Below are 24,411 nucleotides of genomic sequence, written 5' to 3'. Positions count from 1 at the left end.
GCTAAGCAAACTTAATTCTCGAAAATGAAATACGCTATTCTTCTTTTCACCTTATTGTTGGGCTTTAATGGCTTTGCTCAAAGCGATAATCCCTTGGATGATATATACGAATTGGAGGCTCGAACAGCAGATTGTTTGGGGGCTATAAAATTGGGAGATAAACTAGGGCCGGTTGTGGGGAACAACAAAATTGGGTTTAAATACGAGATTAAAAAGCAGGAGCACCGTAATCCATACATTTTTGCTTGGGAGCACAATGTGGTATGGTTCCGATTTACACCTGAAAAGGATGGTGAGTTGGAGCTTTTAATTTCACCTATAGAACCATCCGAGAATTTTGATTTTATCTTGTACGTTACAGATGGAAGGTGGTTCTGTAATGATTTTCATGAGTACGTAGACAGTCCCATTCGTTCTAATTTATCCACGAACCCTGGAACTACAGGGATATCAAGCTTGGGCCAGGAGGAATTTGTTACCGAGGATAAATCGAATGCCTATAGTAGTCCGGTACAGGTTAAGGCCGGGTATACCTATTATCTTGTAATTGATAGCCCCGACGGTAAAAACAGCGGTTTTTCTATCGAGAAACGCGTAAAATAAAGTTAGAATACTGTGGATTGCTCACGTTCTCTCGATACAATCCCGCCGCAGCGTGATCACTCGAGAACCGAGCTTCGATTGTTAAAGAAGAATCGGTAATGCTAGTGGAATGTTGGGATGTATTGAGACGATTTTAGCGAAGAAAAGGGCAAAAAAAAGCCTCCACTAAAAGTGGAGGCTCCGTTTCCTTCAGGTAAAGAAAAGGGGACTTACTTCACAGTGAAGTTTATTCTTACAGACCCGTTGTCACCTATAATTCTGGCAACATAGATTCCAGTCTCTAGGGTACTCGTACTTACGCTAATTACGTTGGTTCCGGATTTAAGCACCTGCTCTTTTTTAAGCATAAGACTTCCTAGGCTATTGTACACCTCTAAATTAACCTGCTCGTTAACTTTAACATTCAGTTTAATATTTAGCTCCGAAGTAGCTGGTACAGGATAAGCAACAATGTCTCCTCCAAAATTTCCAGCTTCATTAACGATATTAGTTACTACCGGTGGATTAGTGGTGTTGTAGCTGCGGTTAATGTTTCCTCTTAATTCCGCATTAGGGTTTCTCATGGTGCTAATGCGAACATATGCTGAGTCTTTTTTAAACAACGCAGTAGTTTCGGTTGTGAAGCTTTGGTTAGCAGTTAAATATCCAAATGCACCACCCTCTTCTCTGTTTAATGCAAACATAATAGGTCCGGTCTCACCTGCAGCTCCGCTGTTAATTGATCCTTGCATTACGTTTCCACTTAGATTATCCCAAGCCATCATGTAATGTGCTTGTGTACCTCTAGTATTAACGGAAATCATACCAAGTCCAAGTGGCAATTCATCAACATCTACAAAGGTGGTTACCTGATTAGTATCCAAATCAAATACATAAGCATCTCTAAGGGCTCTTCCAAAGGTTCCTGCTAATTCGCCAGATGGCTGTAGGCTCGTGTTAACTTGAATGCCAATTTGGTTCGTTAAAAACCCATTAACCGCGGCTGGATTCAAAGCTTGAGGATCTGAACTCGTCCAAATTCCAGATACCATACCAGAATCTAGAGTGATGTTGTGCACGGGTACTCCATTTAATGTGAAGGAAGCTAATACTGGATCAGAGCTTAAACTATCTAGTTCATAAGCCATGAAATATCTAAAAGTATCTAGGCTGCTGTTTAGATATCCATGACCAGCTAGTGCAACGTTAGATGCAAATAATGGGTTTTGCGTAACATTTTCGCTAGAAGCAAAAACATCAAAATATAAGTCGGTGCTAGCTTGTACCTGCCCTCTTATTTCTCCTTGTGGATTACTTGCAGTGTGGACGTTAATGTATACCTGGTTATTTTCAATTAAAGTTTTAAGGGTAGCCTTTATTGTACTCGGAACAGTAATAATGGAATCAATTCTTGTTCCGTCTTTCACTAAACTGGTTAAATCAAAAATAACCGGTCCAGTTAGTCCCTTTCTTCCTTCATGCAGATGCACTCCGGTAATGTCCTCACCTAGTCCGACTGTTACAAGTTTAACTTCTAGGCTGTCTCCGTTTTGATCTAATTTAAAGTTCGCAGATCCAAAAGCTTGTGATCCATCAGAACCGGGTCTTGTTTGAGCGGTATCTAGATTGGCAAAAAATCCAAAATCGCGCTCCAATTTTATCTGCCCTCGGGCTGTACCAGTTGGAGGGAAGTTTTCATCGTAGGTGTTTAAATAAAATTCTCCTGCCATCATTGCGGGAATGAGAATGTCCAGCGTGCTATCGGTAATTACCGTGTTTATTTTATTGCGTACTACCGATGAGTCGAACGCAACAACTGGAAATCCATTTTCTCCTGGTCCTCCAATTTGGATTAGCGCTAATTCTAGGGGGGTGTCAAAATTTGAAACTGCGATGCTCACGTAAAGGCTGTCTCTGGTCTCATTCAATAAAAATGTTCCCAAACCAATAGCGTCAGCGTCGGTAACTTGTGTGTTATTCTGACCGCTTAATCTTGCGCTAAATAAAAGTCTTCCGCTAAGATCTTGGGCGAAGCTTTGGGTAAAACAAAAAATTAAAGCGAATAAAAAAGGTATTCGTTTCATCATAAGTATATTCTTGTCGTTTTGTGGTTTGCAAAACAATAAGACATTTCACCGTTAAATCAAGTTTTATTAACGTTTATTTAAGGTGAATTGACAAAATTTATATCCTCACTTGGAAAAAGTGGTTTCAAAAACGTGAATTACCCGCTTAACCAAAACTTTACTTGGCTTAACAATTCGTTCTTAGGGGTTTAACTCCATAGCAATACACTCTCATTTCATTTGCACCAAAACAAACCGAAATGAAAAACCTACTACTTTTTACTTTCTTTTTACTCTGTAAAAACTCATTCTCCCAACTCCAGGTGCAAGAAGGGGGTTCTCTTAAATATATGCTGGCGCTTCACAATGAATCTAATGGACATCCGGGTATAGATAGCATCGATGAAGCCGTAGGTTCTGGTGTAATACCGCAACCTTTTTCGATTTTCACGAGTGTTTCAGAACCAGTGATGTCCTTGTCAAAAAGTGGAGATTATAAAATGTTTAACGCCGAAGGAAAACTAGTAAAGCAAATTTCTGGTGCTAAAAGGGTAGGGGTATCCGATCTGAATTCGGGAGCTTACTTTTTGGTTAATCAATCCGGATTTGCTCAAAAAGTTATCGTGAAATAGGAAAAAGATAGCTTAAAATGAAAAGGCGAGGCGGCGGTCTCGCCTTTTTTGTTTTTTAAATCCAAGAGAAATAATCAGTAAAAATTCTGCGAAACTTTTTATAAACAGTGAAATGAGATGACCATCGGTAAAAATTCAAGAATGTGATTTGGTATATTCGCAACCGAACATTTGCAAGGAAACTATGCGATACATATATAGTTTGGTTTTTATAGCGCTAGCTGCAAGCGTATTTGGCCAAGACAATAAGTGGAGTCTACAAGAATGTATAGACTACGCTATGAAAAATAATATTGCCATTAAAACCAGTGAGCTGCAAACTCAAATTAGTGAGTACAGCAAGACTCAGGCGAAATTGGATCTACTGCCTAGTTTAAATGCCTCGGGTACGCACGGTTATAACTGGGGACAAACCATTGACCCCTTTACCAACCAATTCGCCACGCGAAGAGTTAGAACCAATAGTGTAGGAATATCCAGCCAGGTTACCCTATTTGGTGGGTTTCAGAAATTGAACCAAATAAAGAAGTCTGAGTACGACTACAAAGCAGCAAAAGCATCGGCCGACCAACAAAAGAATGATGTTGCATTGAGCATAGCTAATTTTTATGTAAACGTATTGTTTGCTCAAGATCTACTTGAGATAGCGGAAAACCAGTTGGAGATTTCACAATTGCAGAAAGATAGAATCAAAAAATTGGTTGAGGTAGGCCAGTTGCCTAAATCCAACCTTTTAGATGCAGAATCTCAATTAGCTTTGGATGAAGCGACAATGGTTCAGCGCGAGAACGATCTTGCACTGGCTTATTTGAGTCTGTATCAAGTGTTACAACTTCAACCTGACATGAAAATTGAGGTGGAGGAACCTGAGTTATTGGAGGTTTCTTCTTCATTCCTAAGTCAGAATCCACTGGAGATATACAAAACAGCTGTTGAGAATTTACCTCAAATTAAAGCCAGTGAATTCCAAGTTAAGAGTGCTGAAAAAAGTTTGGATATAGCTCAGGGTGCTGCACTTCCAAGTATTACCGCAAGAACTTCTTATGGTTCGGGATACTCTGGAAATAATCGTGTATTGAGAAGTGATGCAGATCCAACTTTGGCTATAGATACAATCGGTATTGTAGCGAATAGCATGGAAGAGGTTGTCGCTCCAAGGATTGAATTTCAGGACAGTGATTTTAGAACCAAAAATTTTAGCGACCAGCTAAACGATAACATTAACTACAGTGTTAGCTTTTCCCTAGTTATCCCATTATTTAATGGATACGGTGCGAGAACAGCCGTTAAACAACAGCGTTTAAATGCTCAGATTAGCAATTACCAATTGCAGCAGACCAAAAACACCCTGTTACAGGATATTGAGCGTGCTTATGCAGATGCAAAAGCCAGTTTAAAGAGTTACGAGGCGGCTAAAAAGTCGAAAGATGCAGCTGAGGAAGCGTTTAAATACGCAGATATCAGATACACTCAAAACTTGATTAATCAGGTAGAGTTTAGCAATGCTAAAGTGAGATTATCAAACGCATTGTTAGAATTGTCGAGGTCGAAATTCGACTTCATTTTCAAGGTTAAGGTTTTAGAATTTTATAAAGGAGAGCAAATCTCATTTTAATTAGAAGCTATGAAAGGCAAAAAGCTTTGGTGGATTATTGGTGGAGCAGTAGTAATACTTTTAGTTATCGCAGTTGCGATGAACAAATCGCGCGACACCTCGAAAAAAGTAACGGTAGCAAAATCTGAGAAGGTTACTATTACCGAAAAGGTTACTGCAAATGGAAAAATACAACCAGCTCAGGATGTTAAGATAAGTTCCGACGTTTCGGGAGAGATTATTGAGCTTGCGGTTAAAGAGGGAGACCAGGTTACCAAGGGGCAACTTTTGGTGAAAATTAATCCTGATATATATATCGCGGCAACAAATAGAGCTGAGGCTTCTTTAAATTCTGCTCGCGCTAATTTGGCTACTGCCAATGCAAGGCTTGCTCAATCTAGAGCTCAGTTTATTAACGCTGAGAAAACCTTTAATAGAAATCGTCAGCTATTTCAAAGTAATGCAATTTCACAATCGGAATACGATAATGCTGTATCGCAGTACGAAGTGGCTAAGGCTGATGTTGAGGCTTCGGAACAAGCTGCAAAAGCGGCTCAGTACTCGGTTAAATCTGCCGAAGCAACCCGCAAGGAAGCTAGAGACAATCTAAACCGAACTGAAATTTACGCTCCACAATCGGGAACCATTTCTTCCCTAGTAGTAGAAGAAGGTGAGCGTGTTGTAGGTACCGCACAAATGGCGGGTACCGAAATGATGCGTATTTCAGATATGTCGAAAATGGAAGTGCACGTGGATGTGAATGAAAATGATATTATTCGCGTTTCCCTAAATGACACGGCCGAGGTAGAAGTTGATTCCTATTTAGGAAAGAAGTTTAAAGGCCTAGTAACCGAAATTGCGAATGCAGCAACAAGTAGTGGGATGGGAACGGATCAGGTTACGAATTTTGCGGTTAAGATTACACTGCTTCCAGAGTCGTACAAAGATCTATTAGAAGGAAAACCAGCTTCATTCAGTCCATTCCGCCCAGGAATGTCGGCAAACGTAGATATTCTTACTGCAACCGAAAGAAACGTTATAGCTGTTCCAATAGAAGCTGTTACAACTCGTTCCGACTCTTCGAAGTTCTCTTATGCTAAGGTGGCCGATGATTCTGAAAAGGAAGAATTTGAATGTGTATTCATTTTCGAAAACGGTAAAGCAATGATTCGTCCGGTTACTACTGGAATTCAGGATAGTAAATTCATCTATATCAAAGAGGGGATAGAGTTAGGAGAAGAGATTATTACCGGACCTTATGCAGCGGTTTCCAGAGAATTAAGTCATAAGACAGCGGTAACCAAGGTGAATAAAAACGAATTGTTTAAGAAAGAAGAAGAATAAATTGGCACATATTCTCGCTTTAGAAACTAGTACAAAAGTTTGCTCGGTCGCTTTGTGGAATCAAGGCGACCTTGTCGCATATAAAGAGTCCGATGATCAAGAATACGATCACGCCGAAAAGCTTAATCCCTTTATTGTTGAGTTACTCGAAGAACAAGGTTTGCGTGTGCCCGACCTTGCCGCGGTAGCGGTGTCAAGAGGGCCGGGGTCTTATACCGGTCTCAGAATTGGTGTAGCGTCAGCTAAGGGACTGTGTTATTCAACAGGGCTTCCTCTAATCTCTGTTTGCCCATTACAGGCCATGTTAGAAATGGTAAAGCAGGAACGTAATGGATTAAATTCGGATTGTACGTATCACGCCTACCTCGACGCAAGAAGAAGGGAAGTTTTTGCGAGTTCTTATAATGGTTTTGGTGAGGAAATATCATCGGTGGACGCCATTGTACTGGATGAGAATGAGCCCATTTTTAAACAGCAGCATCAACTCTTTTTTGGACCTGGAGCTGACAAGTTTGAAAGTGAAATTCCCACAGATAACCTGATAAAAGGAATCTATCCCTCAGCCAGGTATATGGGAGGTATAGCGTTTAGAAAATTCGAAAATCAAGATTTCGCCGACTTGGCCTATTTCGAACCGTTTTACCTCAAGGATTTCATTGCAATCAAAGCGAAACCAAAGTTTAATAGAAGGAATACCTAAATTCCTTTATGGTCATTTCCTTGCTTTGTGGATTGGTAATTAAAATACTTCGCAGGGTTCCGTTGCTGCCGTAGAAATAATCTACTAGCTCAAATAACTCATCAAAGCGATAGACCTTAACCTGTTTTATACTGCCGTTTTCGTTGTATTTAAAGAGGTAGTCTTGTTTCGAAAGACGTCCTCCACTTTGAATTCGCTCTATCCTTCCGTCTTCGGCGAGCTCATAATTGTAATTAAAAGTACGTCTGTTGCTGACAGAAGTGGCGATAAATTGTTTTGGCCTGTGGTAGGGGTTAATAGCAATACGTCCCTTTTCGGTGCCTAATCCATTGTGTTGAACTAATGTAAGCACCTGTCCCTTTACATCTTGTTGCCAATAGGTGGTTTCCAAAATTCTGTTTCCAACATACAGTAGGGCCTCCGATGCTCTCGCATCCCTATTCTCATAAAAATCGTAATCCACTCTCAGCGGTAAACCGTCTTTCCATTGCCAAATTCCGTATTCCCATTGGGCACCAGTATTTTCAAAAATACGTGTGGGATAATCGCGACCTTGCCATGAGATCACCGTCTCAAGGGTGTCTGATAAACTCTCGAAAATGGTTTGCCTCTCTATAAATTTATAGTCGGTGCTGAATTTTAAAACTTCGTACTGACCGAATTTGTAAATGGGTCGATCTGGAAATTTCTTACTCGTAAAAATGGTAATGGATTTAATACCATGTTTCTGCGCATAAGCATTGGAAAAATGGGGGTATTTCTCAACATGGTCGGGAAATAAAACCAATGGGTGCGTTGGCTCTATGGAGGTGGAAGAAATCCATATCAAAGACCATATTAATAAGCGTATCAAGGGTCTTCTAGAGTTTTAATTTCAACGATTCGTTAACTCGATATTTTTTACAGAAAATACCATAGGTGCAGGCCTTTATTTCCCCCTGTATAGTGACCTTAGCTTCTCCACCGGTTAAAAGGCTGCCAAGCTGTTGTAATCCCCCTAGTAAAAGGGCCTTATTTTTTACGTTTAACTGAAAGTCAACGGTTTCGGCTCCATTTCTTGGAAGAGTTCTTTTCTCTAGGATTTTACAATCGCCTAGGGTTAACGGGTCGTTGCTAACAGTAAAATTCCCTCTTTTTACCTGAATGGGGTAGCCGTTGGGGTTGTCCACAACTAGTTTCCCAGTAAAGGTTCGCACTTCCCCGTTGTTTTCCACCTTATCCATGTTGAAGTTCCTGAACTTTAATGGTTGAAAAGCACAGGAACTCAACAAAGACAATAAGATTAGAATGCTAGTTATTTTTAAGCTTCGCATATTCTGCAAAGAATTGAGGTATAGTTTCTATTCCCTTGCGGTAATTAAACAAACCGTAGTGCTCGTTTGGTGAGTGAATGGCGTCGGTATCTAAACCAAAGCCCATTAATACAGTTTTTAAGCCCAATACCTTTTCGAATAAAGAAACAATAGGAATAGATCCACCTCCACGAGCAGGTACAGGTTCCTTGCCAAAGGCCGCTTCCATTGCTTTAGATGCTGCACGGTATTCATCCGAATCTACCGGAATTACAGCTGGCTCACCTCCGTGGTGTGGAGTTACCTTTACCGAAACATAATCTGGAGCAATTTTTTCGAAATGCTTCTTAAATTTCTCAGTAATTTCATCGGGCCCTTGGTTGGGAACAAGGCGCATGCTAATTTTTGCGTAAGCTTTGGATGGAAGAACTGTTTTAGCTCCTTCTCCAATATATCCTCCCCAAATTCCATTTACATCTAGAGTAGGGCGGATGCTAGCTCGCTCTATCGTGCTGTAGCCTTTTTCACCCTTAACCTCTTTTATTCCAAGTTTCTTCTTGTAGTCTTCCTCAGAAAAAGGAATCTCCGACATGGCTTTGCGTTCCTCGTGGCTTACCATTTGAACGTTGTCATAGAATCCCTCAACAGTAATGCGCCCATCTTCATCTTGGAGTGAGGCGATCATATCACACAGCACATTAATAGGATTAGCAACTGCACCACCGTATACTCCAGAGTGAAGGTCTCTGTTAGGTCCAGTAACCTCAACTTCTACGTATGATAATCCTCTTAGACCTGTTGTAATTGATGGTACATCTTTAGATACCAAGGCCGTGTCGGATACCAGAATAACATCTGCAGCTAAACGTTCTTTTTCCGCTTTTAGGAAGTGGGCAAGGTTTTCACTTCCAACCTCTTCCTCTCCTTCAATCATAAATTTCACGTTACAGGCTAGAGTGTCGGTTTTTACCATGGTCTCAAAAGCCTTAACATGCATATACATTTGTCCTTTGTCGTCGCATGCTCCACGGGCAAAAATGGCGCCTTCAGGGTGTAGCTCGGTTTTTTTAATAACTGGCTCAAAGGCAGGGCTGTCCCAAAGCTCCACTGGGTCGGCTGGTTGCACATCATAATGTCCATATACCAATACAGTAGGAAGTTTAGGGTCGATAATTTTTTCTCCATAAACTACAGGATAACCCTTGGTTGGAACGATTTCCGCTTTGTCCACACCGGCTTTTTCTAAGGACTCTTTAATAAACGCTGCGCAATTATGTACGTCGTCTTTATAGGCAGGGTCTGCACTTACAGAAGGAATTTTCAGAAGTTCGATTAATTCGTCGGTGAATCGATCGAAATTTTTAGAGATATATTCGTTTAATGTAGACATACAACTTTGGTTTAATCGGCTGCAAAGGTATTAATATTAAAAAGGGTAAAAAGGTTTTGAATGCATAGGTCAAGCATCGAACTTTGCCACCAAGTATATGAGATACGGAATTTTCATTTTCTTATTGCTGCTCGGGCAGTTCTTGCGCTTGGATGCCCAGATTCAAGTTCGCAGTGATGGGGATTTTTCCGATCCTAATTATCTCATTTCTGAAATTTTAACGGGTCGAGGCGTTCAAATCTTCAATGTTCAAAGTTACGGTAGTAACCAGCAATTTGGACTTTTCTCCAATGGGGTTAGCACCATAGGTTTGGATAGCGGAATAATCATGAGTTCTGGTATTGCAGAGGCTTTTGCTTCTTCTTACGATTTGGGAGGAGGAACTACCGCAGATTTCGCTTTTTCCGAAACACCTACTCAGGGTGGGGGTGATGCTGATTTATTAAAGCTTGCTCAGAAAACGGCTCAAGATATTGGCATTCAGGCGCCTCCCAAAATGGACGATGCGGCTTGGATTTCCTTTGAATTTATTCCCACCACAGATTCGGTTACGCTAACTTTCGTGTTTGGCTCCGAAGAATATCCAGATTACATTAATTCATTTTACAATGATGTTTTCGGGTTTTTTGTTGCTGGACCAAATATTTCTGGAGCATATAGTGCCCCCGCGGCATTTCCTAATGGCTCGAAAAATTTTGCCGAAATCCCCAATGAAAATCTAGCGATTACAGTAAGTACGGTTAATGATCAGGTAAATAGTGCTTATTACATAGATAATCAAAATGGTGGAAGGGCAACCCATTACAATGGATTTACCACTACTATAGAAGTAAGTCTTCCTTTAGTTCCTTGTCAGCGGCATTATTTCAGATTTGCCATTGCAGATGGTTTCCAAAATAATTTCGATAGCGGTGTTCTGATAAAAGCAAAAGGGTTTAGTACTGCGAAATGGAAAATAGATCAAAGTGCCAGTTTCCAAAAAGAACCCGATCTTTTTGAAGAAGGCTGTGGAAATGTGCAGCTAAGTATACAGCGTTTGGGAGGGTTGAATTTTACCGATTCTGTATCGCTATCTATTGATGCGACTAGTGAGGCTGGATTAGCAGATATTTCTCTGCTGCCTCAGTTTGTGGTTTTTGAGCCTGGCGATAAGGTAGTGAATGTACAGTTTAACGTACTTAAAGATGGGCTTACCGAGGGTGTGGAAACCCTTATTCTACGTGGGGACTTGGTTAACGGATGTGCCGAACCCTTTACCAGTTCCTATCGGTTAAATGATTATTTCGAGCATGAACTCAGTAATCCCAATGACGAAACCGTGGTTTACAATTGCCAGAACGATTCAATAAAAGTAGGTGTGCTTCCAATAAAAGGGTATGAACTTTACACTTATACCTGGGAATTGGATGGGGTGGTTTTAAATGAAAATACAGATTCGATATATGTAAAACCCAACCCGGGTTCAGTGCTTAGGATAACTGTTGGAGACCAGTGTACCAATTATACGGTAACTAAGGAATGGACATTTGATTTTGTTCCATCGGGTTCGCCACAAATATTTATTCCAACCGACACTTCTGCTGCCTGTCCCGGAGCTACAATTCGTTTATTTCCAGATAGTGTAAGGGGCGGAGCACAACCTTTAAGCTACCAATGGATAGACGAAGACGGTTCATTAGTTGGCGACAGAGATACCCTGGTGTGGGTGGTAAATACCAATTCAAATCTTCAACTTACCGTTACCGATAAATGTGGTGCAACCGATCAAGTTCAAATATCGGTAGGCCTCGATGCCAATGCCTCTTTATCGCTAATGCAAAACTGGGTGGATACCTCTATTTGCAGGGGAGAAGAGGTAGAAATGGTTTGGATAGCGAATGGTGGGGATGGAAATTACAGGGCAGAATGGCGCGATGGGATAACTATGGTGCAGAACTCCAGATTAGTTAGTCCTTTGGTCGATACATCTTATGTGGCAGATATTTATGATGGTTGTGGGAACTCGGTAACCACCAAATATTTTGTTCAAGTAAATGCTCCTACGGCCAATTTCGAAATTGAAAATAAAGGGACCCGAGTTGAGGTAGAGAATTTGTCTGTCGGTCGGGAGCTAACCTCAAGTTGGTTTATCGACGATGTATTTTATAGAAGCGAAGAAAACACTTCCATTTTATTAACCGATAATCAAGACCACTACCTAAAGCTTTTGATCGAGGATGTGGCTGGGTGTCGCGATAGCCTGACAAAAATTTTCGGACCACCCATCCCCATATATATTCCCAATGCTTTTACGCCTGATGGAGACGGTATTAACGACCTATTTAAAATTGTAATACCACCCGTGGATCACTTCCAGCTTACCGTTTATGATCGTTGGGGTAATGAAGTTTTTTCATCCGAAGATCCACATGAAGGATGGAACGGTGTGCCATCAAACGGAGCCGAGGTACAATCTGGTAATTTTGTCGCTAGGGTTATTATTCAACGGAATAACGAACGATACGAAAAACAGCTTTATTTTAGTTTATTTAAATAGTTTAGTTCATTTTATTTGCTTTTTAGATTTTTTTTTTTTGAATATTTGGTCATGTACGTACAATATTTTCATTAAAAACCCTCAATTATTGACGAACATGAAAAAATCTATAATTCTTAATTCATTCATAGTACTAGGGCTTTCGGTAGCCTCCTGTACTAAAGAAGTAAAGCACCTAACTCCAGAAAATCAAATTCCCAACAACTTTTCCAATCAGCAAGCTTTAGCGATGTGTGAAAAGTATTTAGCAGAACAGGGAGTTGAACATACCACCAAAAAGCGGCCAACTGCCGAGTACATCCGTGGTATTTGGATTTCAACTGAGGAAATCGAAAATGGTTGGAAAACGGTTTGTAGAAATCAATCTGGCGTTTGTACAATGATAATTTATCCAACAGCTGCTATAGATCCACACGTAAATCAGCCTGATGAAACAAATCAAGCCATACAGGTAACCTTTAATTCAGTTGGTCCAAACGGTCATTACCATGGGGTTTCCCCGGTAATTGAATCCAAAAAGGATGAAAATGGTACAACAACCACCCACATTTTTTTAAACGAAGATTTAAATTAGCTCTATGGCTACTTTATCAATTAGCAAACAGCATGTTAGCCCCATGCTGTTTGTTTTACTTATCACCCTAATTACAATTTCCTGCAAAACCACAACTAAAGAACCCATTGTAATTGATGTGGAAAATCAATTTTACTCCAAATACAATAGGGCAATTAATGGAGATATTATTGGAATTGAGTACTACTATAATAAAGCTTATATACTGACAGATTTTGAGGTAATTTCAGCTAATCTTCAGACTAAAGAAGTATCATTATTAGAAATTCTTCCTGTGGACCCCTACTTGGAAGCCAAATTTCTTTTTAATGAAAATGCGATTAACCCAGACTCATTAAGAACCAAGCTCCCACCCTACAAGTTCGAGAATTTCTTTGTTAACCAGGATGGAAACCTATCAGTTGCTCAACAGATCTTAACCCCAAGGATATCCAATTTAGATCCAGAATACCCCGGCGTTGAACTCCTGTATTCCTATAGAATAATAGAAACTCAATTGAATGCAAATTCGAAATGGTCAAAATCAAAAACCTTTAGAAATCAGCTATCTAATGGTATGTCCTATGATTTTTTCGATCTCTTCATAAAGCATAAAGGGCATTACATAGTGGGGCTACCAAATTTTATTTCAGATTTTTATTTCCTTAAACTAGATACCAGTTTAAATAAGTTTGAATTCTTTTTAAATGGAAAGGATAATGGTCGTTATAAAGATTCCTATTCCCCTCCGTATAGTTACTACCAAAATAAAGATGGTGAAGTTTTCTATAGCACCTCGGAGATAATATATTCCCCAATTCAAAAAAACGTAATCTCAATACCTGAGGTAGAGGATAATTTCTTTGAGACTTTTTATCTAGAGGATATTTCTCTAGGTGCCGTATTGGCCTTTATCAATAAAAAAGAAAAAGTTCTGACAATTACTGATTCTAAAAATGAGGGCAGTACCTTGAAATTAACAAATCAATATTTGAAACGAAAATTCGATGGAATTAGCTCAATGCATTGTAAATTGATTAAGGATACAGCACTTGTTTTATATAAAAATGATGAGAGTATTTTTCTGGAAAGCATTCCTTTTAATTAGTTTTCAATTATTAGGACTTTCTTGTTCAAATGAAGAAAACAACATTGAAGACTTTAAAGCCCAATTGTTTCTGAACACTCGCGATTGTATCAACTGCACTCCAAAAGTTCTGTATAACTTTTGTAGGTTATACAAGAAGGAAAATAAAGGAGAGAAAAACCTTAAAAGTCTGGTAGTTGTGGTACCAAAGACTGGTTCAACCAAGTATTCTAGGATGAGTTTTAAGGATCGGTTATATCGGGATTATACCTGTTTGGAAGGGATAAAGATCTCAAAGATTATATACTCCGACCAGATATTTAAAGATAAAACAGCATCATTTAAAGGCGGAAAATCAGATTCATATTTAATTCTAAAAGACGAATCTGGTAACCCAACGGTTCGAAACCTAAAATAACCTGTGTCCCGTCATGTCCTCGGGTTGCTCAATTTCCATAAGTCCCAAAATGGTTGGGGCCACATCGGCCAATATTCCATTTTTCAGCTCTTCTACTTTAGGTGAAACCACTATAAATGGAACAGGATTTAACGAATGTGCGGTGTTCGGACTGGAATCGTCGTTTAGTGCTTGATCGGCATTCCCATGATCTGCAATAACAACTATGTTGTAATTCAGGTCTTTTGCAGTGCGGCAAACTTCTTCAAGACATCTATCGGTAGCTTCAACTGCTTTTACTACTGCAGAATAAACTCCTGTATGGCCTACCATATCTGGATTTGCGAAATTTAAACAGACAAAGTCGGGACCTAACTCTTTCATTGCATTGCAAACCTTTTCGCTTACTTCGAAAGCGCTCATCTCGGGCTGGAGGTCGTAGGTGGCAACCTTTGGAGAGTTCACCATAATTCTATGCTCTCCAGTAAATGGTTCTTCCCTTCCGCCAGAAAAGAAAAAGGTAACGTGAGGATATTTCTCAGTTTCCGCTATGCGCAATTGTGTTTTACCCGCTTTTGAAACAACCTCTCCAAGCGTATTGCGAAGGTTGTCCTTTTCGTACATCACATTTACCTCTTTAAACGTGGCATCGTAACGTGTAAAAGTTGTGTAGTGCAAGTTTAGCTTACGCATATCAAATTCTGGAAAATCTTGCTGGGTTAAAGCCATCGTAATTTCCCTGCAGCGATCGGTTCTAAAGTTGAAACAAATCACCACGTCATTGTCTTCTATTGCTTGGAATCCAGGGAATTTACAGGCGTCTATGAATTCGTCGGTTACATTTTTTTGGTAGTGGAAATCAAATGCATCTCCGACATTTTCGAATTCTTTTCCTTGGCCTTGGGTTAAAAGCTTGTAAGCTTTTGCAATTCTTTCCCAACGCTTATCTCTATCCATAGAGTAGTACCTCCCTATTAGAGAGCAGGCGTTGAATTTAATTCCTCTTAAATCTAGAGAAAGCTTCTCCCAGTACCGCTTACCACTTTTAGGGTCGGCATCTCTACCATCACTAAAAATGTGTACGTTGGGTATAATTTCATGTTCGGCTGCCGCCTGGCATAACGCTTTTAAGTGGTTTTGGTGGGAGTGAACCCCTCCTTCGGAAACCAATCCCATAAAGTGGATTTTACTTCCACGCTCTTTTACGGTTTTAAAAGCTTCTAATAAAACGGGGTTCTCAAAAAAGTCGCCTTCACTTATCGACTTATTTACCTTAACTAAGTCCTGATAAACAACTCTTCCGGCACCAATATTTAAATGTCCCACCTCAGAATTCCCCATTTGTCCGTTGGGTAAACCAACATTTTCTCCATCTGTAAGCAGGCTTGCGTGGGGTTTACTAGAGATTAAACTGTCGAAATAAGATGTATTTGCATGTGCAATGGCGTCGGTGTGGTCTCCCTTTCCTATTCCCCATCCATCCAAAATAACAAGTAGACATTTATTGCTCATTATGCGCTTGGTAAAGTTATTTCAAAGGTAACACCTCTATTTAGATTGTTTTCGACCTTAATATTTCCTCCGTGTTCCTTAATTATGCTTCGGCAAATATAGAGTCCCAACCCAGTTCCTTTGGTTTTTCGTGTTTCTTCATTTCCAACACGGTAAAACAAATCGAATATTTTATCCAATTCCTTTGCTGGAATTTCAGATCCGGTGTTGGATACTTTAATAACAACGGATTTGGGGTTGTTTTGGGTAGAACATCTAAAAATGGTATCGCTTCCCCCGTATTTAAATGCGTTGTTAGCAAGGTTTATCATTACTAGTTCAAAGGCGTGTAAATCTACTTTGGCCTTTAAATTAGGCACTAGATCTAATTCGGGTTTTTGATTAAACGCTTTGGTCCATTGCCCCCAGTTTTGAGAAATAAATTCTCCTAGATTCTGGTCTTTCGTGGGAACAGAAAATTTTCCGTTTGTAATTTTCTGAGCCACAAAAACATTTTCTATGAGCCCACCTAGTCGTTGGTTTTCATTTTCCAGACCTAAAAGAAGTTTTTTCTGTTGGTCTTTATCCAATTCTCTCTTCAATAAGGTTTGTACTATGGATTTTATCGAAGCAATTGGGGTTTTTAACTCGTGAGAAATGCTGAGTAAAAAATTCTTTTGGCGCAGGGCTAGGTTTAGTTCCGCATTAAGGCTTCTAAAGGCATAAATAATGATGACCAACAGAATAATAAGGAAGACAGCTCCCTCCCCAAAGATCATAAATTGGCTGTCTGAAATAGCTTTATCTAGATTGCTGGGATTTTTAAGGAGTGCGATTTCTACTGATTGGCGGTACAGCAAAGTGGCCCACCAAATGAACTGGGCTAAAACGTAAATGAATAGCAGCCCAAAGAGGTAAAAGGATTTATGCCAACGAAGTTTTTCCATAAAACAAAAAACCCTGACACAGTGGTCAGGGTTTCAGTGGTGGGACGAGGCGGAATCGAACCGCCGACACAAGGATTTTCAGTCCTTTGCTCTACCGACTGAGCTATCGTCCCTTCCAATTCCCGCTCGAAAACGGGAGTGCAAATGTCTAAAAAAATTACAAACCGCAAAATAATTTGAAAAAAATTTATTCGCTTCCCATAAATTAGCCTCCGCATGCGAGAAGTTGGAATTTTAGATATTGGAAATACCCGAACTAAATGGGGCATTTTTAGAAGTGGGAAGCTCGAGGATTACGGAGCTTTCAATTCTACTGATGATAGAGAAGCGTGGATTCGAGATTTTTCCAATCCAATTGCTGTTTCCGATGTAAGTGGCAACTTTAATTTTAAGCTTTCCGAAAGGCTTCACCCTATAGATTTCTCCGCCAAATTACCTGTGCTTATTAATTACAACAACCCCGAAAGGCTTGGAGTAGATCGCATAGCTAATGCCTGTGGTTTAATTTTCGATTATCCTGGGGCGGCCATGGCAATTGATGCTGGGTCTTGTATAACCTACGATGTAGTTACAGAGAAGGGGGTGTTTGTGGGAGGTGGAATAACTCCAGGATGGTCCATGCGACTGAAAGCCATGCACGAATTCACAGGTAAGTTACCTCTGGTTAATAGAGAGGAGGTGGCGGCACAATTTCCATTTAACAGTACTTATGATAATTTAAAGGGGTCAACCTTTGTCGGACTTTGTGCTGAGATTACTGAACATATACAAATATTTAAAACACAATATCCTACGGGGAAAGTGGTTATTACTGGCGGTGACGCAATTGCATTGCAAAAAGCTTTAAAAAGTGACATCTTTGCCGACCCAAATCTAACTTTGAAAGGAATTTTCAACATATTCAAACATCAATATGCCTAACACAAGGTGGCTTGCAGGCCTTATTTTAAGTCTAATTTGTTTAACGGTGCAGGCCCAGAATAGCAACCAATCTCCTTTTAGTAGGTTGGGCTATGGAAATTTAAGAGATGGTGGAGCTGCAGCTCAATGGGCTCTTGGTGGTACTGGGTATGGAATTAGCGGGTATCAGCAAATAAACCTTTTAAACCCTGCCTTTGGAACCGATTTAGACTTTCCCATTTTTAATGTAAATGGAGCTGGAAATTTTACCAGCATCAGTGGGGATAATTTTGAGTACAAGCAAAGCTACTCAAACCTTAACTCGGTGGCGATGGCTTTTCCAGTTAAAAAAACTTTCTTTTTTCAGTTCGGGTTAAGACCCTTTAGCGCTATCAATTATAGCCTAGATACCAAGGTGCAGATGGATACCAATACCATCGATGCTAACTACGCCGGATCGGGTGGATTAAAAGACGCATATTTGGCTGTTGCCTATAATTTGTACAACAAAGCCGACTCTAATATTTTTGCTGTAGCACTTCAGTTCGACCATTATTTTGGTCCATTGCAACAAGAGCGTACTCTTTACACAGATGTATTGGATAATGGATATGGAATAAAAGAGCGTCGTATTGCAAACATGCAGGGTTCGGCACTTTCGGCAGCGTTGTCATACCGATTTTTCCCAATTAAAGACAAGAATTTTAAGATTAATCTAGGTTTGGTTTACCAACCAGAAATCACCGTAAAAGGACGTCAGGAAGTATTTGCTTTTACCTTCCTAAGAAACTTTGGTGGAAATGAGTTGGGTAAGGATACCATCCAATATCTAAGGGCGGATAATAATTCGGCTTCTATTCCTTCCAAGCTAGGACTAGGAATTGGATTTGAGGTTAAAGACAAACTATACTTTGGTGTAGACTATACCAAGCAGTCTTGGTCTACATTTAATCAGGACTTTGAGGTAGATGCATTGGACGGAACTTTTAGAGATTACTCCAAAGTATCTTTTGGAATTCAATATACCCCCAGCCGTAATATTTTATTTAATGAGCCAATCTGGAATTACATTAGCTATAGCGCTGGTTTATGGTCGGCAACGGGTTATGTAGACTATAACGGGGCTGCCATTAACGAGTTTGGCACGAGTTTTGGTCTTAGGTTACCGTTTAGAAGAAGCAGATCTACCTCTGCTTTGCAGATTGGATACCAATATGTGGTAAGAGGAAGTGTTGCAGACAATTTAATACAAGAAAAATCCAACCGGATCATTTTCGGACTTAGTTTAAGTCCCAACTTTATCGACAGGTGGTTTTATAAAAGGAAATACGATTAAAATCGGTTATGAAAAAGTCAATTGCATTATTGAGTGTATTGGTAGTAGGAGCGTTTAGTGTTGATGCGCAAGATGCAAACAAGTATGGTGCTACTCCAGAAATCCAAGAAAAGTGTAAGCAGAATATTTCACTGTATCGCGAGTTTCGTGATCAGAAAAATGTTGCGGACGCATTTGAACCATGGAAAAAGGCGTGTAAGCTTTGTCCAAAAGCGGCTAAAACCCTTTACATAGATGGCGTTAATTTTTATGAGTATAAAATTAAAAATGCTAAGGATGCTACTGAAAAGGAGGCCTTAATCGACTCTATGTTGGCGGTATATGACGCTAGAATTAAGCACTTTGGACAAGAGGGTTATGTGCTTGGTTTAAAGGGTATCGATATGTATAAATACAGAAGCGATGAGCCTTTAAAAGCATATAAAGTATTCAAAAAATCAGTAGAACTTCAAGAGGCTAAGTCTCAACCAGGGGTGTTAGATTTATACTATCGTTCTATGTTCGAGGCCTTTAAAAAGGAAGAAGTAGCAAGAGAAGATTTGCTTACCGAGTACTTGTCTATTACTGAGTACCTGGATAAAGGTAAAGCGGGTGCTAAAGAAAAGTATCACACATACTACGATAAGGCTAAGGATAACATCAATGAGTACTTTATCCTAGTTGCTCAGTGTGATGACATCAATGCACTTGCTGCGAAAAAATTCCAGGAAGCGCCTAACGATCTAGACAACGTTAAGAAGTTGGCTAAGATTATGACTAAGAGAGAGTGTACTGAAAGCGAAACCTTTGTAAAGGTGGCCAAAAAGCTAAACGAATTGGAGCCTTCGCACGAATCTTCATACGCACTTGGAGTTGCTTTACTAAAGAAGTCGAAGTACAGCGAAGCATTGTCTTCTCTAAACAAGGCGATAGAGTTAGCTCCTGCTGGATTGGCAGATTTAGAGAACTACTACGTAGCAGCTGCTAGTGCAGCGATAGGAACAGGTGCATATTCAACTGCAAACAACCTAGCTAGAAAAGCACTAGGAATTAACGGCAACAATGGAAAAGCATACATTATTATTGGAGATGCGATTGCTGCAAGTGCACCAAGTTGTGGGTCTAACGAATTCGAAAAGGCTGCAGTGTATTGGTTAGCGGTCGATTATTACAGCAAAGCAAAATCTGTGGATAGCTCAATTTCGGGAGTAGCAAACTCTAAAATCAGTGCGTATTCAGGTCGTTTCCCAGATAAGACTATGATGTTCCAATATGGACAAATTGATAACGCTGGTAACGTTAAGAAAGATCCAGTACAGATTGGATGCTGGATTAACCAAAGTGTTACGCCACGTTTGTAAATGAACTTCGAGTTTAAACATAAATTAAGCATGATCAGCCTCGGCATGGTCATGCTTTTTTCTTGTCAAAATTCTTATGAGGAGGTTAACAAGGTTTCGGGGAATGAACTGCAACCTTACGCTGAATCTTTTGATACCGAAATCATTTATTCCGAAAAGGGAAAGAAGAATTCTCGATTGTTGTCGGAGCACATACAAAGATTTAACGCTGGCGATACAGTTTGGACGGAAATGCCCAAAGGGCTGCAGGCCTATTTCTACGATTCTATTGGTAGGTTAGAATCTACCATGAAGGCAGATTACGGGTTGTGGTTGGAAGAGAGGGGTACGGTTTATGCCGAAAAAGATGTTATTATCACCAACGTTAAGGGGGAACAGCTAAATACTGAAAAATTAACCTGGTATCAGGATTCGGGGATATTTGTTACACGAGAATTTGTGAAAATAACCCAGCCTACGGGGGTGATTTATGGAAATGGATTGCGTGCCAAACAAAATTTCGAGGAGTACGAAATCATGGAAATTACGGGAAATATAGCCGTAGAAGAATAGTATGAAAGCAAAACATTACCACCTTATTATGGAGCGCTTTATGATGGCGTTATCCATACTTACACTGGCCAATTTCTTTTACCAATGGTTAAAGTTGGATAGACTGGATTGGATTATGCTGATTTTCTCGGTTTTCACGGGTTTTTTATTTTGGATGCGAAGAAATTATCGAAAGCGAAATTTCTAAATCTAAATTGTAATTTTACAGCACTAAGATTCCCTGAATGGATACAGACGACCCGCTGGTCAGTATATTAATTATTCTAGCTACCATATTAGCTTCGGCCTTTTTCTCAGGGTCGGAGATTGCTTTTGTATCGGCCAACCGCCTCAAGATAGAGTTGGATAATAAGCAGGGTACTTTTCAAGGAAAAATTCTAGGATTTTTATTTAAACGCCCATCGCAGTTCATAGGAGCAATGCTGGTGGGAAACAACATTGCCCTGGTAATATTTGGTATACAAATGGGGGCGGTGCTAACGCCTTTTTTAACCCATTGGTTTGGGTTCGGCGAGGGCTCTTATCAAGCGCTTATTTGCGAAACCCTGATTTCTACATTGATAATTTTGGTTACCGCAGAGTTTCTACCTAAAGTTTTGTTTTCCGTGCAGCCAAACAATGCGTTAAGCATTTTTGCCTTTCCCCTAGTAATTGTGTTTTTCCTTTTGTGGATCCCAATGATTATAACTGTGGGGATTAGTGAATTTGTATTGAAAAGGGTACTCGGGTTTTCTATTAGCGACAACCAATCTACTCCCAACTTTGGAAAAGTAGATTTAGATCACTACGTGAAAGAGGTTTTAACGGGAAGTAGTAATACGGAAGATGTGGGTCATGAAATCCAGATTTTTCAAAACGCGTTAGACTTTTCGAAGATTAAAGCTAGGGATTGTATGATTCCTAGAAATGAAATTGTGGCAATAGATATTGAAGAAAGTCTCGAAAACCTGCGTAAAAAGTTTATTGAAACCAAATTAAGTAAGGTGCTGGTGTATCGAGATAATACAGATAACGTTATTGGTTATGTGCACAGTTTCGATTTATTCGCTAAACCCGAATCGATAAAAAATATCCTTCGCCAGGTATTTATTATTCCAGAAAGTAAAAACATACAAGAAGCGCTTAAACAGTTTATCGACACCAAAATAGGTATTGCGGTGGTGGTAGATGAATTTGGTGGAACCTCTGGTATGCTTACCATAGAGGATGTTATTGAAGAAATTGTTGGCGAAATTGAAGATGAACACGATGCCGATGAACTCACGGAAATAAAAATTTCAAACGACGAATATTTGTTCTCTGGGAGATTGGAAATCGATGAAATCAACGAAAAGTTTCGTTTAAATCTTCCAGAAAGTGAAGAATATGACACACTTGCTGGCTTGGTTTTATTTCAATTGGGAGAAATTCCAAAAAAAGGAGTGCGCATTCAGATTCCGAATTACCTGCTAACAGTGGAGTCTGCATCGCAAACCAAAATAGAATTGCTAAGGGTGATAGTAAAACAGGATATTTGACTTTCATAAATCACCTATCAACACTATTTTCGCAGCTTAAATTTTAATTGAAGATCACACTGGATGGCTACAATCGGAAAAATCAGAAAAAGATCGGGATTACTACTTATAGTAATCGGAGGGGCAATGGCCGCCTTTATTTTAGGAGACTTCTTTAGTGGGGGTGGAGGCCGCCAAGAAATAATAGTTGGAGAAATCGACGGAAATGAAATTGATACCCGCGAATTTGAATATCGCGTGGAGGAGATTGCAGAAGCTCAAAAAAGTGTTGGAGCTACTGTAAATGAGAACACCAAACAACAACTGCGTGAACAAGTTTGGAATCAATTCATTCGCGAGAATACCATCTCAAAAGAAATCGAAGCACTTGGACTAAGTGTTCCTAGAGAAGAGTACGATGATGTTAGATTTGGTTCTAACATCCTAGAATTTATTCGTACCAATCAGCAATTCCAAAATCCAGAAACTGGGCAATTTGAACCCAATAACGTAAGACAATTCTTTGCGGTTATCCAGGAGCAATATCCTATGTATTGGAAGCTGCAAAAGGAAAATGTGATTGAAACTCGATTAAATCAAAAGTATTTCAACCTAATCGAAAAAGGAATTTACGTAAACCAAGTGCAAGGAAAGCACAATTACGTAGCACTTAACAAGCAATTTGCTTTCGATTATGTGATGAAAAATTACAATGCGGTTAGCGATTCATTGATATCCTTTACTGAAGACGAATTAGAAGATTACTACAACGAGCACAAATCTGAGGCTAGATTTAAGCAAGCTGAAAGTAGATCTATTGATTTTATCGTTTTCCAAAAAACGGCTACTCAAGAAGATAGAGATGCTATTCGTCGCGAGTTAGTAGATCTTAAGAATGAGTTCGCTCAAACCGATAACGATACTGATTTTGTAATGTTAAACGGTGATGTTCAATTTTACCGTCCACTTGTTTATACTGAAGGAAGTACTGATGCAACTACCGATTCATTAATTCTTAATGCTTCTGTTGGTTCGGTTGTGGGGCCATACGAGCAAGCCGGAGCGATGAAAATTTCTAAGGTTGTAGTTAATGGTAAAGTTCCTGAAGTAAACGCAAGACACATTTTACTTAAGCCTACTGGAACGGAAACCATAGAGGATATCGAGGCTAAAGCAGATTCTTTAATTCGTGTAATTAAGAAGAACAAGAATTTCGAAGCATTAGCTGCTCAAATTTCTGAAGACCGAGGGTCAGCTGCTAATGGTGGAAATCTTGATTGGTTTGGCAAAGGTCAAATGGTTGCTCCATTCGAAAAAGCTGCATTCGACGCTAAAAAGGGTGAATTAACCAAAGCTACATCTCAGTTTGGTGTACACGTTATCGAGGTATTGGATAGAAGAGAAGTAGAGCAAGTACAATTAGCTACTATCAGCCGTGCTATTCAGGCATCTACCGAAACAATTGAAGAGGTTTACAACACTGCCTCTGAATTTAGTATCAGCAACGATAACGAGGAAGCATTTTATGCTGCAGCAGAAGAGAAGGGATACCAAGTACGAGAAGCAAATGACGTAGCCCCTGGATCTACTTTCCTTCCAGGTTTAGGTGCTAACGCTCAAAAGGTAGCTAGATGGATGATTGGTGCTGAATTAGGTCAGGTGTCTGAGCCACTTGAATTAGACAACCAGTTTGTAGTAGCCATTCTAACCGATATTTCTGAAGAAGGAGAGCCGTCTTTAGAGAAAGTTCGTGCTCAAATGCAACGCGAGTTGTTAAGAGAGAAAAAGGCAGAAAAGCTAATGGCTGAAATGAAAGGTTCAGACTTACAGGAAATTGCAACTGCTGTTGAATCAACTGTAAAACAAGCAACCTCTACTTTTAGCTCGGTAACAATTGCTGGAGCTGGAAGAGAGCCAAAAGTTGTTGGACAAATAGCTACCCTACCTGAGGGAAGTGTTTCTGTACCTTTAAAAGGAGAACTTGGAGTTTATGTTGTTAAGGTTACATCTGTAACTGAGCCAGCCGAAACCACTAGCTATGCATCTAATATTATCTCTGAAAGAAGAAAATTAGTTCAACGAACTCAAAATAGCGCATACCAAGCTTTAGTAGATAAAGCAGACATTAAGGATGAGCGTTACAAATACTTCTATTAAATTAGAGCTCGAATTAATT

Annotated in this window: 21 protein-coding genes and 1 tRNA gene; 15 read left to right on the top strand and 7 right to left on the bottom strand. The window is 39.7% G+C overall.

Annotated elements, in window-relative coordinates; genetic code table 11:
* Positions 1-24 precede the first annotated feature (24 nt).
* A complete protein-coding gene (locus FRX97_RS11705) occupies positions 25-603 on the top strand; it encodes a hypothetical protein (protein WP_147015406.1) in 579 nt (192 codons plus the stop codon).
* A gap of 209 nt (positions 604-812) precedes the next feature.
* Here the strand turns inward: FRX97_RS11705 and FRX97_RS11700 are convergent, their stop codons facing one another.
* Positions 813-2,669 (bottom strand): CHRD domain-containing protein, encoded by a 1,857-nt coding sequence (locus FRX97_RS11700; RefSeq protein ID WP_147015405.1) that lies wholly within the window; start codon positions 2,667-2,669, stop codon positions 813-815.
* Between the two features lie 239 nt (positions 2,670-2,908).
* Here FRX97_RS11700 and FRX97_RS11695 point away from each other — a divergent pair, with 239 nt between their 5' ends.
* The 4 genes from FRX97_RS11695 to tsaB all read left to right on the top strand — a co-directional run bounded on the left by FRX97_RS11695 (position 2,909) and on the right by tsaB (position 6,918).
* Complete coding sequence (locus FRX97_RS11695; protein WP_147015404.1) at positions 2,909-3,280, top strand: T9SS type A sorting domain-containing protein; 372 nt, start codon at positions 2,909-2,911, stop codon at positions 3,278-3,280.
* 184 nt (positions 3,281-3,464) lie between these two features.
* On the top strand, positions 3,465-4,895 hold the full coding sequence (locus tag FRX97_RS11690; RefSeq protein ID WP_147015403.1) for a TolC family protein: 1,431 nt from the start codon (positions 3,465-3,467) through the stop codon (positions 4,893-4,895).
* Between the two features lie 9 nt (positions 4,896-4,904).
* Positions 4,905-6,218, top strand: a complete 1,314-nt coding sequence (locus tag FRX97_RS11685) for an efflux RND transporter periplasmic adaptor subunit (protein WP_147015402.1) — start codon at positions 4,905-4,907, stop codon at positions 6,216-6,218.
* A gap of 1 nt (position 6,219) precedes the next feature.
* Positions 6,220-6,918, top strand: a complete 699-nt coding sequence (tsaB, locus tag FRX97_RS11680; RefSeq protein ID WP_223266623.1) for a tRNA (adenosine(37)-N6)-threonylcarbamoyltransferase complex dimerization subunit type 1 TsaB — start codon at positions 6,220-6,222, stop codon at positions 6,916-6,918.
* Here tsaB and FRX97_RS11675 read toward each other — a convergent pair.
* The 3 genes from FRX97_RS11675 to FRX97_RS11665 all read right to left on the bottom strand — a co-directional run bounded on the left by FRX97_RS11675 (position 6,899) and on the right by FRX97_RS11665 (position 9,600).
* Entirely contained in the window at positions 6,899-7,771 is an 873-nt protein-coding gene (locus tag FRX97_RS11675; RefSeq protein ID WP_147015401.1) for a hypothetical protein, read from the bottom strand. The genes tsaB and FRX97_RS11675 overlap by 20 nt on opposite strands.
* 7 nt (positions 7,772-7,778) lie before the next feature.
* A complete protein-coding gene (locus FRX97_RS11670) occupies positions 7,779-8,141 on the bottom strand; it encodes an LEA type 2 family protein (protein ID WP_170227129.1) in 363 nt (120 codons plus the stop codon).
* Positions 8,142-8,208: 67 nt separating this feature from the next.
* Complete coding sequence (locus tag FRX97_RS11665; RefSeq protein WP_147015399.1) at positions 8,209-9,600, bottom strand: dipeptidase; 1,392 nt, start codon at positions 9,598-9,600, stop codon at positions 8,209-8,211.
* A 97-nt stretch (positions 9,601-9,697) separates the two neighbouring features.
* Between FRX97_RS11665 and FRX97_RS11660 the strand changes: the two genes are divergently transcribed.
* The 4 genes from FRX97_RS11660 to FRX97_RS11645 all read left to right on the top strand — a co-directional run bounded on the left by FRX97_RS11660 (position 9,698) and on the right by FRX97_RS11645 (position 14,194).
* Entirely contained in the window at positions 9,698-12,136 is a 2,439-nt protein-coding gene (locus FRX97_RS11660) for a choice-of-anchor L domain-containing protein (RefSeq protein ID WP_147015398.1), read from the top strand.
* 97 nt (positions 12,137-12,233) lie between these two features.
* Entirely contained in the window at positions 12,234-12,710 is a 477-nt protein-coding gene (locus tag FRX97_RS11655; protein WP_147015397.1) for a hypothetical protein, read from the top strand.
* Between the two features lie 4 nt (positions 12,711-12,714).
* Positions 12,715-13,797, top strand: coding sequence for a hypothetical protein (locus tag FRX97_RS11650; RefSeq protein ID WP_147015396.1), 1,083 nt, complete (start codon positions 12,715-12,717; stop codon positions 13,795-13,797).
* Positions 13,757-14,194 (top strand): hypothetical protein, encoded by a 438-nt coding sequence (locus FRX97_RS11645; RefSeq protein WP_147015395.1) that lies wholly within the window; start codon positions 13,757-13,759, stop codon positions 14,192-14,194. The genes FRX97_RS11650 and FRX97_RS11645 overlap by 41 nt, the downstream gene beginning before the upstream one ends.
* On the opposite strand, the gene gpmI is transcribed toward FRX97_RS11645, so the two are convergent.
* The 3 genes from gpmI to FRX97_RS11630 form a co-directional block, all read right to left on the bottom strand.
* The gene (gpmI, locus tag FRX97_RS11640; protein ID WP_147015394.1) at positions 14,186-15,685 is read right to left on the bottom strand and encodes a 2,3-bisphosphoglycerate-independent phosphoglycerate mutase; all 1,500 of its coding nucleotides are present in this window, start codon (positions 15,683-15,685) and stop codon (positions 14,186-14,188) included. The two genes, FRX97_RS11645 and gpmI, sit on opposite strands and share 9 nt — an antisense overlap.
* Positions 15,685-16,611 (bottom strand): sensor histidine kinase, encoded by a 927-nt coding sequence (locus FRX97_RS11635; RefSeq protein WP_147015393.1) that lies wholly within the window; start codon positions 16,609-16,611, stop codon positions 15,685-15,687. The genes gpmI and FRX97_RS11635 overlap by 1 nt, the downstream gene beginning before the upstream one ends.
* Before the next feature lie 37 nt (positions 16,612-16,648).
* Positions 16,649-16,724 (bottom strand) — tRNA-Phe (locus tag FRX97_RS11630).
* A gap of 103 nt (positions 16,725-16,827) precedes the next feature.
* Here FRX97_RS11630 and FRX97_RS11625 point away from each other — a divergent pair.
* The 6 genes from FRX97_RS11625 to FRX97_RS11600 all read left to right on the top strand — a co-directional run bounded on the left by FRX97_RS11625 (position 16,828) and on the right by FRX97_RS11600 (position 24,392).
* A complete protein-coding gene (locus FRX97_RS11625; protein ID WP_147015392.1) occupies positions 16,828-17,532 on the top strand; it encodes a type III pantothenate kinase in 705 nt (234 codons plus the stop codon).
* Entirely contained in the window at positions 17,525-18,847 is a 1,323-nt protein-coding gene (locus tag FRX97_RS11620; RefSeq protein WP_147015391.1) for a hypothetical protein, read from the top strand. Before FRX97_RS11625 ends, FRX97_RS11620 begins: the two co-directional genes overlap by 8 nt.
* A gap of 8 nt (positions 18,848-18,855) precedes the next feature.
* Positions 18,856-20,187, top strand: a complete 1,332-nt coding sequence (locus tag FRX97_RS11615) for a tetratricopeptide repeat protein (RefSeq protein ID WP_147015390.1) — start codon at positions 18,856-18,858, stop codon at positions 20,185-20,187.
* Between the two features lie 30 nt (positions 20,188-20,217).
* Positions 20,218-20,739 (top strand): LPS export ABC transporter periplasmic protein LptC, encoded by a 522-nt coding sequence (lptC, locus tag FRX97_RS11610; RefSeq protein WP_170227128.1) that lies wholly within the window; start codon positions 20,218-20,220, stop codon positions 20,737-20,739.
* 224 nt (positions 20,740-20,963) lie between these two features.
* Positions 20,964-22,256: a hemolysin family protein gene (locus tag FRX97_RS11605; protein WP_147015388.1), complete on the top strand. Its 1,293-nt coding sequence runs from the start codon at positions 20,964-20,966 to the stop codon at positions 22,254-22,256.
* A 63-nt stretch (positions 22,257-22,319) separates the two neighbouring features.
* Positions 22,320-24,392 (top strand): peptidylprolyl isomerase, encoded by a 2,073-nt coding sequence (locus FRX97_RS11600; protein ID WP_147015387.1) that lies wholly within the window; start codon positions 22,320-22,322, stop codon positions 24,390-24,392.
* The last annotated feature ends 19 nt before the right edge of the window (positions 24,393-24,411 follow it).

Origin of the sequence: Luteibaculum oceani (assembly GCF_007995015.1) — a bacterium.
GTDB classification, from domain to species: Bacteria; Bacteroidota; Bacteroidia; order Flavobacteriales_D; family Luteibaculaceae; genus Luteibaculum; species Luteibaculum oceani.
The sequence above is the reverse complement of the archived record's forward strand: the minus strand, read 5'-3'. Positions and strand labels throughout refer to the sequence as shown.

What these genes read in the sequence shown, in the direction of transcription:
- FRX97_RS11705 (WP_147015406.1), top strand. Translation starts at nt 25, where the DNA reads ATGAAATACGCTATTCTTCTTTTCACCTTATTGTTGGGCTTTAATGGC.
- FRX97_RS11700 (WP_147015405.1), bottom strand. Translation starts at nt 2,669, where the DNA reads ATGATGAAACGAATACCTTTTTTATTCGCTTTAATTTTTTGTTTTACC.
- FRX97_RS11695 (WP_147015404.1), top strand. Translation starts at nt 2,909, where the DNA reads ATGAAAAACCTACTACTTTTTACTTTCTTTTTACTCTGTAAAAACTCA.
- FRX97_RS11690 (WP_147015403.1), top strand. Translation starts at nt 3,465, where the DNA reads ATGCGATACATATATAGTTTGGTTTTTATAGCGCTAGCTGCAAGCGTA.
- FRX97_RS11685 (WP_147015402.1), top strand. Translation starts at nt 4,905, where the DNA reads ATGAAAGGCAAAAAGCTTTGGTGGATTATTGGTGGAGCAGTAGTAATA.
- FRX97_RS11670 (WP_170227129.1), bottom strand. Translation starts at nt 8,141, where the DNA reads ATGGATAAGGTGGAAAACAACGGGGAAGTGCGAACCTTTACTGGGAAA.
- FRX97_RS11665 (WP_147015399.1), bottom strand. Translation starts at nt 9,600, where the DNA reads ATGTCTACATTAAACGAATATATCTCTAAAAATTTCGATCGATTCACC.
- FRX97_RS11660 (WP_147015398.1), top strand. Translation starts at nt 9,698, where the DNA reads ATGAGATACGGAATTTTCATTTTCTTATTGCTGCTCGGGCAGTTCTTG.
- FRX97_RS11655 (WP_147015397.1), top strand. Translation starts at nt 12,234, where the DNA reads ATGAAAAAATCTATAATTCTTAATTCATTCATAGTACTAGGGCTTTCG.
- FRX97_RS11650 (WP_147015396.1), top strand. Translation starts at nt 12,715, where the DNA reads ATGGCTACTTTATCAATTAGCAAACAGCATGTTAGCCCCATGCTGTTT.
- FRX97_RS11645 (WP_147015395.1), top strand. Translation starts at nt 13,757, where the DNA reads ATGATGAGAGTATTTTTCTGGAAAGCATTCCTTTTAATTAGTTTTCAA.
- gpmI (WP_147015394.1), bottom strand. Translation starts at nt 15,685, where the DNA reads ATGAGCAATAAATGTCTACTTGTTATTTTGGATGGATGGGGAATAGGA.
- FRX97_RS11635 (WP_147015393.1), bottom strand. Translation starts at nt 16,611, where the DNA reads ATGGAAAAACTTCGTTGGCATAAATCCTTTTACCTCTTTGGGCTGCTA.
- FRX97_RS11625 (WP_147015392.1), top strand. Translation starts at nt 16,828, where the DNA reads ATGCGAGAAGTTGGAATTTTAGATATTGGAAATACCCGAACTAAATGG.
- FRX97_RS11620 (WP_147015391.1), top strand. Translation starts at nt 17,525, where the DNA reads ATGCCTAACACAAGGTGGCTTGCAGGCCTTATTTTAAGTCTAATTTGT.
- FRX97_RS11615 (WP_147015390.1), top strand. Translation starts at nt 18,856, where the DNA reads ATGAAAAAGTCAATTGCATTATTGAGTGTATTGGTAGTAGGAGCGTTT.
- lptC (WP_170227128.1), top strand. Translation starts at nt 20,218, where the DNA reads ATGATCAGCCTCGGCATGGTCATGCTTTTTTCTTGTCAAAATTCTTAT.
- FRX97_RS11605 (WP_147015388.1), top strand. Translation starts at nt 20,964, where the DNA reads ATGGATACAGACGACCCGCTGGTCAGTATATTAATTATTCTAGCTACC.
- FRX97_RS11600 (WP_147015387.1), top strand. Translation starts at nt 22,320, where the DNA reads ATGGCTACAATCGGAAAAATCAGAAAAAGATCGGGATTACTACTTATA.